Raw genomic sequence first — 14,658 nt, 5'->3', positions numbered from 1 at the left:
GGACGCCCCGGCCTTGGAGCTGCTGTGGTTCACAGGCCAAACCTAGACCAGACTTCTGACACGATTCCCGTCCGGGCCAGTTAGTTCGGAGAAGGGCGCGCGGACGTAGCCGTGCTCGTGGCAGTGGTCGACCGCGAAGGCAGGTGCTTCCTGGCAGACGGCGCACCTCCACCCGGACACTTCCAGCGAGGCTCGCTTCTTGCTGAGCACCGAGTAGACGTGGCCTTCCAGCTCCCCGTTGTACGGGCGCAGCGTGGTTGTGCGGCAGCCGGGGCAGATCGTCTGCCAGCTGCTGCCGGCCTGGACCCGCCACTGCTCGGGCTGATCCGCCACAGAGCCGCACCTCTGGCAGGTCCGCGCGGCCAGCAACCACCGCTCCTCGGCGTGCTCGGCCGCGTCCAGCACCTTCACCAGCGTGCGAGGTAGCCACCACGTGTTCTCTGCCTCCGCTCCGGTCCGCTCCATCAGAGACCGGCGCCAGTCGATCCCCGCCAGATGCGGCAGATGGTCGCTGCCGCGCAGCAACCGCCCGGGGGCGGCATCGACGCGGGCTCGGGCCCATTCCTGGCCCAGGCGCTGACGCCACCGCAGCGCCGGCCCCTCCCTCTGCCCCGCTTTCAGTGACCCGCGGAAAGGAGCGACACGGACCAGGCCGACCCCGCTCACCCTGACCGCACGCAGCTCCTCGGCCGCCCGGCGCACATCGGCCTCTTGAACATGCCACCGGCCGCCGACTCCCTTCACCGTCGGCACCGCACGTGCGCCGAGCAGCACGTACCCCACCTGCGGATCAGCAGGGAAGCCGGTGAACGCTTGCCCAGCCGGGAACACACTGTTGGCCATCAACTCGGCCCACAAGGCATCGGCGACGGCCAGGGGCAAGAGGTGGCCCGTGCGGCGCGGAGTGGCGCGGTGCGGCATGCCCGGCACGCTATCAGGCACCACGGACACGAAGGCCCGCTCCTGGTAGCGCTTGCGGCCCTGCGGGCTCGTGAGGTAGCGCGCAATCTCGCGGCCAGCGCCCGCCCAGGCCAGCTCGCTGGCTGGGCGACCCGACCGAGAAAGGCAGCGTGAAGCAATTCTGGAGCACTACGCGTTCCAGGCCGAGGTCAGCCAGGTCAGGTCGGCTTCAGCCTGGCTGCGGGCGCTCTGCTCGCGGATGAACAGCTGCTCGGTCTTGGTCAGCACGAGGGTGTACGGGCGTCCCTGCCGTCTGGTCTGGTGGTGTACCGGGAGCTCGGCCGAGTTGATTTTGGTGTGCACGTGCCGGCGTCCGTCCTTCGCCAGCGGCCGTTCAAGGACTCGCCGTGAGCGGGAACCAAGGAACGTCTCCAGGGTGGCGCACAGTTCGCAGCCGCAACCGGTCCAGGCGATCGACCAGTCGTCCGCGGCACGCGGCTGTCGTGCGGCGATCGCGCGGAGCCGGTTCGCGCAGTCGCGCGCGAGCGCGTCGAGACCCGCCGTGCGCCTGGCGTCCGTCGGCAGCGCCTGCGCCGAACGGCGCAGCATCGGCATCAGGCAATCCAGCACCGTATCCGCCTGGGCGTGCAGCGCGGCCAGGATCTCGGCCCGCTGCTCCTGGCCGGCCGCCTGCAGGATGCGTTGCAGCGGCAGGCCCAGCGCCTCCAGCTGGGAGCGGCGGATCTCGGCCGGACCGGTCGTGGACGACAGCCGCAGGTCGCCGTCCACCGCGGTCCAGGCCCGGCGAACAGCAGCTGCGCCACCGCTGTACCCGGGCCTGAGGCCCGCAGCGCCGTGCATAGATCCGGCAGCCTCTCGGTCCACTCGTACCGGTGGGGCTCGTAGCGGTTCCGCGGGCCGAACCAGCCGTCGACGACTTGGCGCAGCCACGCGGTGCCGTACCGCTCGGCCGCCGCAGCCAGCCCGCCGGCGTGTTCCGGCCCCAGCGCGCCCACCCGGAACGGCTCTATCCTGCGCGGGTTGGCCCTGCGGCCGGTTAGTGCTCCCGCTCCCACGCGTAGAGCGCACGGGTGGTGTCGAGCACCACCTGCCCGCCCAGCGTGGCGCGGACCCGTTTCGGTACGGGCTCGATGTGGTCGGTCTCAGTGATCGTCGCCGGATAGTCACGCATCGTTGCTCCCTCGGTGCGTCCGCGGCCGGCCTGCCGAACGCCGGTCGGCAGAGCGAGTCGGCGCGCGGATGTGCCGTCCGCGCGCCGCCGGGCTCAGTCGGTCGCCCGCTTGGGCAGCTTCCAACCGGGCCGCGGGAAGTGGCAGGTGTAGCCGTTGGGGAACTTCTGCAGGTAGTCCTGGTGCTCGGGCTCGGCCTCCCAGAAATCGCCGACGGGGCTGACCTCGGTGATGACCTTGCCCGGCCACAGCCTTGAGGCGTCCACGTCGGCGATGGTGTCCTCGGCGGTCTTCCTCTGCTCGTCGCTGGTGTAGAAGATGGCGGAGCGGTAGCTGGTACCGATGTCGTTGCCCTGGCGGTCCTTCGTGCTGGGGTCGTGGATCTGGAAGAAGAACTCCAGCAGCGCCCGGTAGTCGGTCCGAGCAGGGTCGTAGAGCACCTCGATGGCCTCGGCGTGGCTGCCGTGGTTGCGGTAGGTGGCATGGGGGACATCACCCCCGGTGTAGCCCACGCGGGTGGACACAACACCGGGCTGACGGCGGAAAAGCTCCTCCATCCCCCAGAAACAGCCACCGGCGAGGACGGCCTTCTCGGTTGCCATCATTTCCCCCTCACGGGTACAGCGCCGTCTTCACGGTCCTTCGGCGCGGGTTTCGACATCAGGTGACAGCCATCGGCACCTGTTGGTACTGACAACCTACGAGGCTTCCCTATTCCGTCGCACACCCCTGTGGGACCCGTCCGAATTCCGTAATGAGCAAGGACGGGCTGCGGTGCCTGGCTGGGACCGGGGGGCGCGACGGAGTGATCAAGGCGGATCGGGAACTGCGGTTCCGGGCGTCGGACCGGCATGCCTGGACAGGCCGACGGTCAGATCCGCAACCGCAGGCGGTCCCGGGTCAGTCGATCGTCGAGTGCTGCAGCCGCGAGCCGGTGTCCGGCTGCCGCGTCACGAGGGAGCCGTCGTTCGCCGGCCGGGTGGTGAGCTGGGTGCCGGCGGGGGAGTCGCTGTCGGTTCCGGTCGAACGGATTGCACGCGAGGCGGCGAATCCCGGTGCGGCCGGCTCCCGCCGTGCCATCGACGCCGGGCGGAGGCCCACCGGGTACTGCCGATCGCCGGCAGTGCTCTTCCGAGCCGTTGCTGGTCGCGCTCGGCGCCGTGCCGGGTCGGGCTGGCCGGCGGTCAGGGGGCACCGGGGGTCAATCGGCTGCTGGGGTGATCTCGTACATGCCGGGGCCGTCCAGGTAGCGCACGGTGTTGAGGTCGCGTTGCAGGACGGCATCCACGGAGTGGCTCAGCGTCAGGGTGACCGGGTAGCCGCGGTCATAGGTGGTGGGGGTGATCTCGTCGCCGGGCTTCACCAGCACGGCGAGATCGCGGAAGCTCGCCAGCCCCTTGAGCTGGTCGAGCGCGCGATAGCCCCGCAGCCGCCCCGAAGCCGGAGCGACCAGCGCCGCCCAGGCGAAAGCGTGCCGCCGCTGGTAGGGCCGGCCCGCCCGGGCACGGAACCGCTCGGGCCGGACATAGGCGTCGACCGTCCACTCCAATTGGCCCTCGCCCAGGACCTCGGCCGTGTAGTAGGGCAGCCCGGAGAGGCGGGCGCCCGCCTCGACCAGTCGCGGGCCGTCCGGAGTCAGCTTGATCTCCAGGTGCGCCGCACCGTACCGGATGCCGAGGGCGTCCAGCACCCGGCGGCCGTAGTCGAAGAGCTCGCCGACCGGCTGTTCGTCGGAGCGCAGCAGCACCTGCGCGGTCACCAGGTCCCGCACCCCGTTGGCCTGGATCCGCTCGGTGCGCCAGGCATCGGTCAGCTGGTGCACACCCGCGCAACTGACCGTGTTCACAATGTACTCGGCGCCCACCAGGTACTCCTGGGCGACGACCTCGGTGATCGGTTCTCCCAGCACCATGCGGCGGCTGCGGAGCCCGCGCAGCGCGGCGACCGACTCCTGCGGTGCGTCGCAGAACGAGACGCCGTCACCCCAGTAGCCGCGCAGCGGTTTGACGACCACGGTCCCACCCAGTTCCTCGTGCCAGGCCAGTAGTTCGGCCTCGTCGTCGGTGCGCAGCTGCCGCATGCCGGGGACGCCATGAGTCTTGATCGTCTCGATCTGCACGTACTTGTCGCGCCGCGCGGTGCTCAGGGCCGTGCCGTTGGAGGGCAGGCCGAGTCGTTCGGAGAGGGCGTCGGCGAGCTCCACTCCGGTCTCGCGGCCGGCCAGGACCGCGACCGGCTCCAGCTCAACGAGCTTCGCGGTCAGCTCGTCCAACTCATCGTCGTGGACCAGGACGTGACTGAACGCCCGCTCGTCCACCGGGTCGACTCCGACCGGCGGCTCGGGCGCGCTCCGCAGCTGGATCACCTCGCCGCCCACCGCGCCGAACGCGCCGGTGAACCCGAAGGACGTGCCGAACGCGTCGACGACCGCGACACGGAATGCTGACATCGGGTACCTGCCTACTGGTTGACCGGAAGGGAGTGGGGGTGGGCGAGATCGCCGCGAAGCGTGAGGAGCCGGTACAGCGCGTTGGTGAGCACATGCCGGACGCTGAACCCTGACGTGCCGGAGTTCTGGTCGTTCAGGATGTCGTGTTCGCCGTCCTGCTCGCGGATGCCACGGCGCGTCAGCCCGGTTCGGTCCTGGAACTCCTCCGGGAGCGCATGCCGGGTGACGCCCAGGTGCGCCATCCGGAAATCCACGAACTTGTCGATGACCCGGACCAGTTGGTCGCGCTCCGTGCGGTCGAGTACCAGCAGGCCGTCCCGAAGGCGCTGGGACACGTTCGCCCCGCGGCTGGAGTCGCTGCGCCACTGCGCGATGACGGGCCGGGACCACGAGGGGAAGTAGGCCATCGACTGGTCCAGGAAGATGCCGTACCCCTTCGACGGCGGCAGCAGGGCCAGTTCGAGAAGGTGAACGCTGGGCATGAACGCGCCGCTCGCGCCGCGCGGGCCGCCGGGATGGCCCATGTGGTAGGGGCGAAACCGGTTGAACGCCTGCTGCGGCAGCTTGCGGTATGTCGCCATGTATCGCGTGAACTCCACGAGGCACTGGGCCGCGCCGTCGAGGACTTCGGCAGGACGGGCAGTCGCCGTCGGCAGGATCAGCGAGCGCAGGGCGTATGCCGCCGACTTGGCCCACGGTTCGGAAAGGTGGTGGCCCAGATAGAAGTCCCGTTCCAGAACCGCGTCCTGACCTGCGGAGAACACCCGAATGTCACCGCTTCGGCGGTATTCCTCGCAGTTGGCGTCGATCAGGAGTTCATAGCTGAGATAGGGATCAAGGGTGGGGAATTTGCCGCACCGCGCGGATATCAGGTCGGTCAGTGCGCGGGGTGCGGTCTGCGGCTCCGCCGGTGCGTAACCACCGAGCAGGAAGAGCAGATCGAGCTGGGTGAGGCGTGCGATCCGCTCGTCGTCCTCCGGGAGCCAGAGCGGAGCGGCTTCCTGCAGCATCCGCTGCTGCTTCTCGGCAAGTTGATGGTACGTCAGTCGATCTGCGGCAAGGTCGCGAAGATCGACGGGAAGGCTGCGTAAGACGTAGTCGCGCAGGGGCGAACCCGAGCGATCGGGGTCGGGAGAGACGTCCTGCCGGGAGTGCTCGACACCGTCGAAGAGCTGGCTGCTGTCCACTTCTACTCCTTGCCGGCCGCCGCGACGGCGCCGCTGCGGCATGGGTCTAGCGCTGCTTGACAATTGTCAGATTACTGACCGTCTGACAACTGTCAAGCGCCGTGGAAGCGTTATGTGGTGGGTCAAACATCGCCGAAGGGTGGTCGGTGTCCACCGGGTACACTGGCGGCCGCGCCGCGCCGAGCGCACCACGAACCCAAGGCGGAACGAGAGGGGGAAGCCGGTGACCCGCGATGACGCGGACATCCTGCGCCGGGGTCTTGCCGCCTTCGCCGAACTCGGCTACCAGGGGACCACCGTCCGGGAGTTGGCGAAGCGACTCGGTGTCAGCCACAACTACGTCAATGACCGCTACGGCTCCAAGGAGCAGTTCTGGCGTGCGGTGGTCGACTTCGGCATCGCAGGCCACGTGGCGGACCTGATGGCCTCGTTCGAGCAGACGGACGACGTCGACGTGCTGCGGGCCGTGGTCACCCGGTGGTTCACCCTTGCCGCCGGCACCCCCGAAGCGAACCGCATCATCGCCGAGGAGTCGGTCCGCGACTCCACCAGGCTCGACTACCTGGCCGAAAAGTACACGCGTCGATTCTGGGGCGAACTGGCCCCGGTCATCCAGCGGTTGATGGACAGCGGCCGGATGCCGCAGGTGCCGCTGCTCCTGGTCTTCGTGGCCCTCAACGGTCCGGCACTGGCACTGACACATCAGAACATGCACAACCGGCTCGGATCGGCGCTGCCGGACACGGACGAAGGCAGGATCCGGATGGCCGAGCAACTGGCGCAGCTGGTCGTCGGGGGCCTCGTGACATCGGGCCCCGGCCGTCAGGAGGTGCCGGCCCGCACCAGCCCCGACTCATAGGCCGTGATCACGGCCTGGGTGCGGTCACGGACGTTCAGTTTGCCGAAGGCGCGGGTGATGTGGGCTTCATCCTGCCGGGGCTAGCCGGGAAGTGTGCGTTTGCTGTGCGGTGGATGGCCTGGTTGATGGCCAGTCAGCCGTCGTAGGAGAAGCCGACCAGGTGGACCCGTTCCAACCCGAGCCCGGCGAGGACCTCGCTGAGCCAGGCCGCGTTCTCCGTGGAACCGGCCGCGACGGCGCGTTGGATGCTGCGGCCGGGGTCGTCCAGCATGTCGATTGCGTAGACCGGGTGGTGCCGGCCCAGGGTGGCGATCTGCGGGTACCAGTTGGAGTTGGGGCTCCGTCATCGTGAGCCGTCCTTGGCTGGTGCTGTGACCGCATCGGTTCACCGGCTCGGCGCCCCAGCCGAGAGCCTGAAGGCCGTGCCTTCCCTTCGATATCCAGTGGTCGCGGTGGCGAGAGATCGGGAGAATTTTTGACCATGAGCCTGATGACACACTGGCCGCTTGCTGGACTGCGGCTGACCACCCCGCGATTGGAACTGCGGTTGCCGAGTCCGGGCGAGCTCGCCGCGTTGGCCTCTCTGGCTGCTGAAGGTGTGCATGACCCGGCCGTGCAGCCGTTCACGGTCGCATGGACCGACGTCGCGCCTGAGCAGCGGGCTCAGAGCGTCCTGCAGTACCACTGGCGCTGCTGGGGCGAGTGGCGGCCGGAAGACTGGGAGTTGAACCTCGTAGTGCTGCAAGACGGCGTCGTCGTGGGCACACAAGGCATCAGTGCCCGGGACTTCGTGATACGTCGTGAAGTACACAGCGGCTCGTGGCTCGGCAGGAGATACCACCATCGGGGCCTGGGTACCGAGATGCGCGCCGCAGTTCTCCACCTGGCCTTCGCCGGACTCGACGCGCAGCACGCCGTCTCCGGCGCATTTGCTGACAACACAGCTTCGCTGGGGGTATCAGGCAAGCTGGGGTACCGCGACGACGGCATCGAGCATCACGTCGTACGCGCACAGGCCGCCGTACTCCGCCGGCTTCGCCTCACCTCTGAGCAATGGCGAGAGCACCAACTGGTTCCAGTGAAGATCGAGGGACTGCAGGAGTGCTTGCCCTGGTTCGGCCTGGGTTCACCACACAGCTCCAGCGGCTCATGACTCCAGGGGGTTTTGGTCGTAGGCGCCGCGCACGTGAGGCACGATTAATGTGTGACATTTCACATGTCAGGCTACTGGCCGGGCACCGCACGCGCGACCACGATCGAGCCGTGACCCTCACCGACCCCTTCCTCGCCCTCAGTGCCCGTACCGGCAGGTTCACCTTCGGCGCGCCGCGCGCGTACACCCTCGCCGAGGACGGCTCCCGGCTGCTGCTGCTCCGCTCGACCGGTCCCGAGGATCCCGTCGACCGCCTCCACCTGCTCGACACCGCCACCGGCGAGGAGCGGCTCGTCGCCGACCCCGCCGCGCTCGCCCCCGGCCGCAGCGGCCACCGCGACGAACTGCCGACCCTGGAGCGTCGGCTGCGTGAGCGCATCCGGCTGGTCGCTGCCGGGATCGGCGGCTACGCGGCCACCGCCGACCTCTCCACCGCGGTCTTCGTCCTCGACGGCCGGCTGTTCCGTACCGACACCGCCACCGGCACCAGTACCGAACTCCCCGTCGCCGGGCCCGCGTTCGACCCCCGGCCGGACGCCACCGGCGAGCGCGTCGCCTACGTCGCCGAGGACGCCCTCTACGTCACCCCCGAGCCCACACCGCTCTCGCCCGCCGACGGCGCCCGCTGGGGCGTCGCCGAGTTCGCCGCCGCCGAGGAGCTCGGCCGCTCCCGGGGCCACTGGTGGCGCCCGGACGGCCGCGCGCTGCTGGCCGCCCGGGTGGACGAATCCGCCCTCCCCCGGCGGTACTTCGCCGACCCGGCCCACCCCGGCGACCCGGCCGAGGACTTCGCCTACCCTCAGGCCGGCGGCCCCAACGCGGACGTCCAGCTCTGGGTGCTCGGCCTCGACGGCAGCCGGGTCCGACTGCGCTGGGACGCCGCCGCGTTCCCGTACGTCTGCGCCGCCTCCTGGGCCTCGGACGAGGAACTGCTGCTCACCGTCGCCGACCGGCTGCAGCAGAACGTGCTGCTGCTGACCGCCGACCCGGCCACCGGCGAGACCCGCGAACTCTCCCGGACCACCGACGAGTTCTGGGTCGACGACCTGCCAGGTACACCCGCCCGGCTGTCCGACGGCCGGCTGCTCACCGCCCACGACACCCCGCAGGCCCGCGGCCTCGCCCTGGACGGCGAGCCGCTGGACACCACCGGGCTGCAGATCCGCCGGGTGGTCGGGCGGTGGCGCGGCCGGCTGCTCTGCGAGACCGGCCGGGGCGACCCGGCCGACCAGTACGTCCACCTGATCGACCCGGACGGCGGCGCCCCCGAACTCCTCACCACCGGCCCGGGCGCGCACTCCGCGCTCGCCGCCGCAAACACCCTGCTGCTCACCTCCGCCGACGCCGAGGGCATCCGCCGCCGCCTGCTGCTCGACGGCCTTCTCGACGGCCGCGAGCTGCAGCTCGCCGACCTGAGCGCCGCGCTGCCCCACCGGGTGCGCCCGCAGCTCGCCCGGGTCACCGACCGCGCCCTGCCCACGGCCGTGGTGTACCCGCGCGACCACAGTCCAGGCCGCGGGCTGCCGGTACTGCTGGACGTCTACGGCGGGCCCGGCTTCCAGGCCGTGGCCGCCGAGCCCCGCCGCTGGCAGCTCCGCCAGTGGTGGGCCGACCAGGGCTTCGCCGTGGTCACCACCGACAACCGCGGCACCCCGTTCGTCTCCCCGGACTTCACCCGGGCGATCTTCCGCCGCTTCTCCCAGGTGGCGCTGGACGACCAGGTCGACGCCCTGCACGCGCTCGCCGAGCGCCACCCCGACCTCGACCTCGGCCGGGTCGGCGTGCGCGGCTGGTCGTACGGCGGCTACTTCGCGGCGCTCGCCGTGCTGCGCCGCCCGGACGTCTTCCACGCCGCCAGCGCGGGCGCCCCGCCCACCGACTTCCGGCAGTACGACACCGCGTACACCGAGCGCTACCTCGCCCTGCCCCAGGACAACCCCGAGGGCTACGCCGACGACTGCCTGCTCACCGACGCGCCGGGGCTGACCAGGCCGCTGCTGCTGATCCACGGGCTGGCCGACGACAACGTCCACCCCTCGCACACCCTGCTGCTCTCCGAGGCGCTCACCAAGGCCGGCCGCCCGCACAGCGTGCTGCCGCTGCCGGGCGTGACCCACCTGACCCCGGGCGGGGTGAACGAGCAGGTCACCCAGGCCGAACTCGCCTTCCTGCGCTCCGCTTTGGGGTGATCCATTGAGTTCTCCGGGACGGGCTGCGACACTCCGCGTGGTCGCCGCCCGTCCCGGGCGGCGCGGCGAGACGGGGAGAGCGCACGGATGAGGATCGACGGACCCGGCCCGGTCGGGCAGCGGCAGTGGACACCGCTGACCGTGGTCAACGGCGGACTCGCCTTCGGGCTGGAGCTCGCCATGCTGGCGGCGCTCTGCTACTGGGGGTTCAGGACCGGCTCCAACCTGGTGCTCCGGCTGCTGCTGGGGCTCGGCGCGCCGGCTCTGGCGGCCACGCTCTGGGGCCTGTTCCTGGCCGCGGGCGGGCCGAGGTTCCGGCAGCCGCTCGCCGTGGAGATCGTGCTCAAGCTGCTCGTTCTCGGCTCGGCCGCGCTCGCCCTGTACGGCACCGGGCGGACCACCCTCGCGACGGTGTACGGGGTGCTGGTGGTGGTCAGCGTGGCGGTGGAGTACAGCACCCGCTGACGGGCCGTCGGACAGGGGCGTCGCACCGGTGGTGCGGCGCCCCTGCCGCTTGCGCCAGGCCATTTCCAGGTGACCCGTGACACGCGAGACATCACCTCGCGCTTCATCGAAGGCGTGCCCCGAAGGCGAGCACGGCCGATGCGCGAGCGCGGCCGATGCGCTACAGGCCCGGTCCTCGGACCTCCGGGAAGTGGCAGGCCGCCTGCCGGCCGCCCGGGCCGACGATCTGCAGCAGAGGACGCTCCGTCCGGCAGCTCTCCTGCGCCTTCGGGCAACGCGGATGGAAGGTGCACCCGGCCGGCGGGTTCGCCGGGCTCGGCGGGTCGCCGAGCAGCACGATCCGCTCCCTGGTCCGCTCCGCCGCCGGGTCCGGCAGCGGCACGGCGGACAGCAGCGCCTTCGTGTACGGGTGCGCGGGGTTGCCGTACACCTCGGCCTTGTCGCCGATCTCGACGATCCGACCCAGGTACATCACCGCGACCCGGTCGCAGACCCGCTTGACCACCGAGAGGTCGTGTGCGATGAACACGTACGCCAGGCCGAGCTCCTGCTGGAGGCGCTCCATCAGGTTGACCACCTGGGCCTGGACGGAGACGTCGAGCGCGGAGACCGGCTCGTCGGCGATGACCAGCTTCGGCGAGGTGGCCAGCGAGCGGGCGATGCCGATGCGCTGCGCCTGCCCGCCGGAGAACTCGTGCGGGTAGCGGTCGAGGTGCTCGGGGGTCAGCCCGACCAGTTCCATCAGCTCGCCGGCCCGCTCGCGAGCGTCCGCCGCGCTCGCCCCCTGGATCAACAGCGGCTCGGAGACGATCCGGGCCACTGTCTGCCGGGGGTTGAGCGAGGAGTACGGGTCCTGGAAGACCATCTGCAGGTTCCGCCGGTGCGGCCGCAGCTGGGCCTGGGAGAGCCCGCCGATCTCGGTGCCCTCGAAGGTGACGGTGCCCGAGGTCGGGTCGAGCAGCCGGACGATCATCCGCCCGGTGGTGGACTTGCCGCAGCCGGACTCGCCGACCAGGCCGAGCGTCTCGCCCTTGCCGACGTCGAAGCTGACCCCGTCCACGGCCCGGATCGGTGCGCCGGGCCGGCCGGTGCGCCGGGGCCGGCCGGGGAAGGTCTTCACCAGGTCCCTCACGGACAGCAGGGTGTCAGTCGTGACCGTCACGGCCGCGCTCCTTCCGGCACCAGCGGCAGGTGGCAGGCCGCCTGGTGGCCGGGGGCGAGCGGTCCGAGCGCGGGGCGTTCGGCCAGGCAGCGGGCATGCTCCTCGGTGGACGCGGCGGTGGTGCGGGCGCAGCGCGGGGCGAAGGAGCAGCCGGGGGCGGGGGAGATCAGCGACGGCGGGCTGCCGGGAATGACCCGCAGCGGGGCGTCTTCGGTGTCGTCCAGGCGGGGCAGCGAGTCCAGCAGGCCGCGGGTGTACGGGTGTGCCGGGGCGGCGAACAGCCGGTCTACCGGGGCCTGTTCGGCCGCCCGGCCGCCGTACATGACCAGCACCTCGTGGGCGACCCGGGCGACCACGCCCAGGTCGTGGGTGATCATGACGACGCCGAGGCCGCGCTCCTGCTGGATCCGGGCGATCAGGTCGAGGATCTGCGCCTGGACGGTGACGTCGAGGGCCGTGGTGGGCTCGTCGGCGATCAGCAGGTCGGGTTCGCAGGCGAGCGCCATGGCGATCATCACGCGCTGGCGCATGCCGCCGGAGAACTGGTGCGGGTACTCGTCGACCCGGCGGGCCGGTTCCGGGATGCCGACCTCGGCCAGCATCTCGACCGCCCGTGCCCGGCCGGCCTTGCGGGAGGCCTTGAAATGCACCCGGTAGTGCTCGGCGACCTGCTCCCCGACGGTGTAGAAGGGGTGCAGGCTGGACAGCGGGTCCTGGAAGATCATCGCGATCCGGCGGCCCCGGACGGTGCCCAGCTCCCGCTCCCCGAGCCCGCCCAGCTCCTGCCCGCTCAGCCGGATCGAGCCGGTGACGGCGGCGCCTCGGTGCAGGCCCATGACGGCGAGCGAGGTGACCGACTTGCCGCTGCCGGACTCGCCGACCAGGCCGAGCGTGCGGCCGGCCTCGACGGCGAAGGAGATGCCGTCCACGGCCCGGACGGTGCCGCGCGGGGTGTCGAAGGAGACCTTGAGGTCCTCCACCTCCAAGAGGGACATCAGTACCTCACTCTCGGGTCGACGTACGCGTAGAGCAGATCGACCAGCAGGTTCGCGACGACGATGAAGGAGGCCGCGAGCAGGGTGACACCGAGGATGACGGGCTGGTCGGAGCGGACCAGCGCGTCGTAGAACAGCCGTCCGACACCGGGCAGGCCGAAGATCGACTCGGTGATGACGGCGCCGGCCAGCAGCCCGCCGAGGTCCATGCCGAAGATGGTGAGGATCGGCGTCATCCCCGAGCGCAGCCCGTGTTTGACGGCGACGGTGCCGGCCGGCAGGCCCTTGGCCCGGGCGGTGCGGATGTACGGCTCGGCCATCGCCTCGATCATCGAGTTGCGGCTCTGCCGGGCGTACATGGCCGCGTACAGCAGGGCCAGGGCGATCCACGGCAGCAGCAGGTTGGAGGCCCACTTGACCGGGTTCTCGGTGAACGGGTGGTACGCCGGGTACGGCAGCAGCCCGGCCGTCCGGACGATCCCCCAGATCAGCATGATCGAGGTGAAGTAGACCGGCAGCGAAGCGGCGCCGACCGAGAGCACCATCAGCGTCTTGTCGGTGACCCCGCCCTTGCGCAGCGCCGAGGTGACGCCTGCGCCGAGGCCGAGGACCAGCCAGAGCACGGCCGCGCCGATGGCGAGCGAGACGGAGACCGGCAGGCGGTCGGTGAGCAGGTTCCAGACCGGCAGCGAGTACTCGTAGGAGTAGCCGAGGCAGGGGAAGCCGCAGTGGGTGGCGCTGGGCCCGCTGCCGTAGTCACGCCCGGCGAAGATGCCGGTGATGTAGGTGGCGAACTGCTCCCAGACCGGCTTGTCCAGGCCCATCGCCGTCTTGACCTCGGCGACCCGCTCGGGGCTGCAGGTCTTGCCGCAGGCGGCCACTGCCGGGTCGGAGGGCAGCAGGTAGAAGATGGTGAAGGTGATCGCGCAGACGGCCAGCAGGATGCCGGCCGCGGCGAGCAGTCGACGACCGAGGTAGAGGATCACGACCGGCCTCCCCGGGGGTCGAGGATGTCGCGCAGCGCGTCGCCGAGCAGGGTGAAGGCGAGCACGGCGAGGAACAGGAAGACCGTCGGGATCAGGAAGTACGTCGGGTCGGTGTCGTAGAAGCTGATGCTCTCGGCGATCATCTGGCCCCAGGACGGTGTCGGCGGGCGCACGCCCACGCCGAGGTAGCTGAGCGCAGCCTCGGTGGCGATCATGCCGGGGACGAGCAGCGTGGTGTAGGCGATGATCGGGCCGGAGACGTTCGGCAGGATCTCCCGGGTGAGGATCCGCCAGGAGCGCGCGCCGCCGACCTTGGCGGCCTCGACGTACTCGCGGTGCTTGAGCGAGAGGGTCTGGCCGCGCACCACGCGGGCGATGCCGGGCCAGCCGAACATGCCGATCACCAAGGTCATCAGCAGGATCCGGTTGACGTCCTCGGCCACCGACATCATCGAGATCATGAAGATCAGGGATGGGAAGGACATCGTGAGGTCCATCAGCCGGGAGAGCACGGCGTCGGTGCGGCCGCCGAAGTAGCCGGCCGCGATCCCGACCAGGGTGCCGGTGACCACGACCACGGCGGTGGCGGTGAACGCGATCAGCAGCGAGACCTGGCCACCGTGCAGCACCCGGGCGAACAGGTCGCGCCCGGTCCCGGGTTCGACGCCCAGCCAGTGCCGGGTCCCGATCCCGCCGAAGTCGCCGATCGGCAGGCCGCCGAGGTACGGGTCGATCGCGCGTTTGTCGAACTCCTCGGGGGACCAGCCGCCGAGCGCGCTCAGCGGACCGGCCAGTGCGGCCAGCAGGACCAGGAGGGCGACCGTGACCAGGCCGAACCGGGCCGAGCTCTTGGCCCGGAGCTGGTCCCAGACCAGCCGCCACGGCCCACGGCCGGCGGCCTTCGCGGGGCCCGCCTCCGCGACCGGCGCGGTGACGGGCGCTGTGACTCCTTCTTCGCCTCCGGCTGCTCGTGATCCGGTGTCGACGCCCGCCCCCGGCCTTGGCGGCTGGGTGGGGGTCCCCCCAGCCGCCAGGCTGGGGGATGTGCCCCCAGCTCCGGCACTCTCCCCCAGCCTCCGGGCCCGGGGGTACCCCCGGCCGAGGGCTGGGGGACGGGCGCCCC

General features: G+C 70.9%; 15 protein-coding genes. 4 read left to right on the top strand and 11 right to left on the bottom strand.

Annotation, left to right across the window (positions count from 1 at the left end; translation table 11 throughout):
* Positions 1 to 42: 42 nt before the first annotated feature.
* The 6 genes from ACWDAK_RS34780 to ACWDAK_RS34755 all read right to left on the bottom strand — a co-directional run bounded on the left by ACWDAK_RS34780 (position 43) and on the right by ACWDAK_RS34755 (position 5,726).
* On the bottom strand, positions 43 to 951 hold the full coding sequence (locus ACWDAK_RS34780; RefSeq protein ID WP_449806529.1) for an endonuclease domain-containing protein: 909 nt from the start codon (positions 949 to 951) through the stop codon (positions 43 to 45).
* 138 nt (positions 952 to 1,089) lie between these two features.
* Positions 1,090 to 1,761, bottom strand: coding sequence for a hypothetical protein (locus ACWDAK_RS34775; protein WP_427395759.1), 672 nt, complete (start codon positions 1,759 to 1,761; stop codon positions 1,090 to 1,092).
* Positions 1,762 to 1,957: 196 nt separating this feature from the next.
* Entirely contained in the window at positions 1,958 to 2,092 is a 135-nt protein-coding gene (locus ACWDAK_RS34770) for a hypothetical protein (protein WP_344635994.1), read from the bottom strand.
* Between the two features lie 93 nt (positions 2,093 to 2,185).
* Positions 2,186 to 2,692, bottom strand: coding sequence for a peptide-methionine (S)-S-oxide reductase MsrA (msrA, locus tag ACWDAK_RS34765; protein WP_425557576.1), 507 nt, complete (start codon positions 2,690 to 2,692; stop codon positions 2,186 to 2,188).
* 599 nt (positions 2,693 to 3,291) lie between these two features.
* Positions 3,292 to 4,539: an ATP-grasp domain-containing protein gene (locus ACWDAK_RS34760; RefSeq protein ID WP_427395758.1), complete on the bottom strand. Its 1,248-nt coding sequence runs from the start codon at positions 4,537 to 4,539 to the stop codon at positions 3,292 to 3,294.
* Positions 4,540 to 4,550: 11 nt separating this feature from the next.
* Positions 4,551 to 5,726 (bottom strand): hypothetical protein, encoded by a 1,176-nt coding sequence (locus ACWDAK_RS34755; RefSeq protein WP_344635991.1) that lies wholly within the window; start codon positions 5,724 to 5,726, stop codon positions 4,551 to 4,553.
* Positions 5,727 to 5,949: 223 nt separating this feature from the next.
* Between ACWDAK_RS34755 and ACWDAK_RS34750 the strand changes: the two genes are divergently transcribed.
* A complete protein-coding gene (locus tag ACWDAK_RS34750) occupies positions 5,950 to 6,585 on the top strand; it encodes a TetR/AcrR family transcriptional regulator (protein WP_427395757.1) in 636 nt (211 codons plus the stop codon).
* 133 nt (positions 6,586 to 6,718) lie between these two features.
* On the opposite strand, the gene ACWDAK_RS34745 is transcribed toward ACWDAK_RS34750, so the two are convergent.
* The gene (locus ACWDAK_RS34745) at positions 6,719 to 6,856 is read right to left on the bottom strand and encodes a hypothetical protein (protein WP_427395756.1); all 138 of its coding nucleotides are present in this window, start codon (positions 6,854 to 6,856) and stop codon (positions 6,719 to 6,721) included.
* A 210-nt stretch (positions 6,857 to 7,066) separates the two neighbouring features.
* Between ACWDAK_RS34745 and ACWDAK_RS34740 the strand changes: the two genes are divergently transcribed.
* From ACWDAK_RS34740 to ACWDAK_RS34730, 3 genes are all read left to right on the top strand, one after another.
* Positions 7,067 to 7,738, top strand: a complete 672-nt coding sequence (locus tag ACWDAK_RS34740; protein WP_344635988.1) for a GNAT family N-acetyltransferase — start codon at positions 7,067 to 7,069, stop codon at positions 7,736 to 7,738.
* A 110-nt stretch (positions 7,739 to 7,848) separates the two neighbouring features.
* The gene (locus ACWDAK_RS34735; protein ID WP_427395755.1) at positions 7,849 to 9,927 is read left to right on the top strand and encodes a S9 family peptidase; all 2,079 of its coding nucleotides are present in this window, start codon (positions 7,849 to 7,851) and stop codon (positions 9,925 to 9,927) included.
* Between the two features lie 87 nt (positions 9,928 to 10,014).
* Entirely contained in the window at positions 10,015 to 10,392 is a 378-nt protein-coding gene (locus ACWDAK_RS34730) for a YrdB family protein (RefSeq protein ID WP_344635986.1), read from the top strand.
* Positions 10,393 to 10,552: 160 nt separating this feature from the next.
* On the opposite strand, the gene ACWDAK_RS34725 is transcribed toward ACWDAK_RS34730, so the two are convergent.
* The 4 genes from ACWDAK_RS34725 to ACWDAK_RS34710 are packed head-to-tail and all read right to left on the bottom strand — an operon-like array spanning position 10,553 to position 14,410.
* Positions 10,553 to 11,554, bottom strand: coding sequence for an ABC transporter ATP-binding protein (locus tag ACWDAK_RS34725; protein WP_344635985.1), 1,002 nt, complete (start codon positions 11,552 to 11,554; stop codon positions 10,553 to 10,555).
* Entirely contained in the window at positions 11,551 to 12,549 is a 999-nt protein-coding gene (locus tag ACWDAK_RS34720) for an ABC transporter ATP-binding protein (RefSeq protein ID WP_344635984.1), read from the bottom strand. The genes ACWDAK_RS34725 and ACWDAK_RS34720 overlap by 4 nt, the downstream gene beginning before the upstream one ends.
* Positions 12,549 to 13,535, bottom strand: coding sequence for an ABC transporter permease (locus tag ACWDAK_RS34715; RefSeq protein WP_344635983.1), 987 nt, complete (start codon positions 13,533 to 13,535; stop codon positions 12,549 to 12,551). Before ACWDAK_RS34715 ends, ACWDAK_RS34720 begins: the two co-directional genes overlap by 1 nt.
* Positions 13,532 to 14,410 (bottom strand): ABC transporter permease, encoded by an 879-nt coding sequence (locus tag ACWDAK_RS34710; RefSeq protein ID WP_344636189.1) that lies wholly within the window; start codon positions 14,408 to 14,410, stop codon positions 13,532 to 13,534. The genes ACWDAK_RS34715 and ACWDAK_RS34710 overlap by 4 nt, the downstream gene beginning before the upstream one ends.
* Positions 14,411 to 14,658 lie beyond the last annotated feature (248 nt).

It is taken from the genome of Kitasatospora sp. NPDC001175 (assembly GCF_053598215.1).
This window is presented reverse-complemented; position numbering and strand designations above follow the sequence as displayed.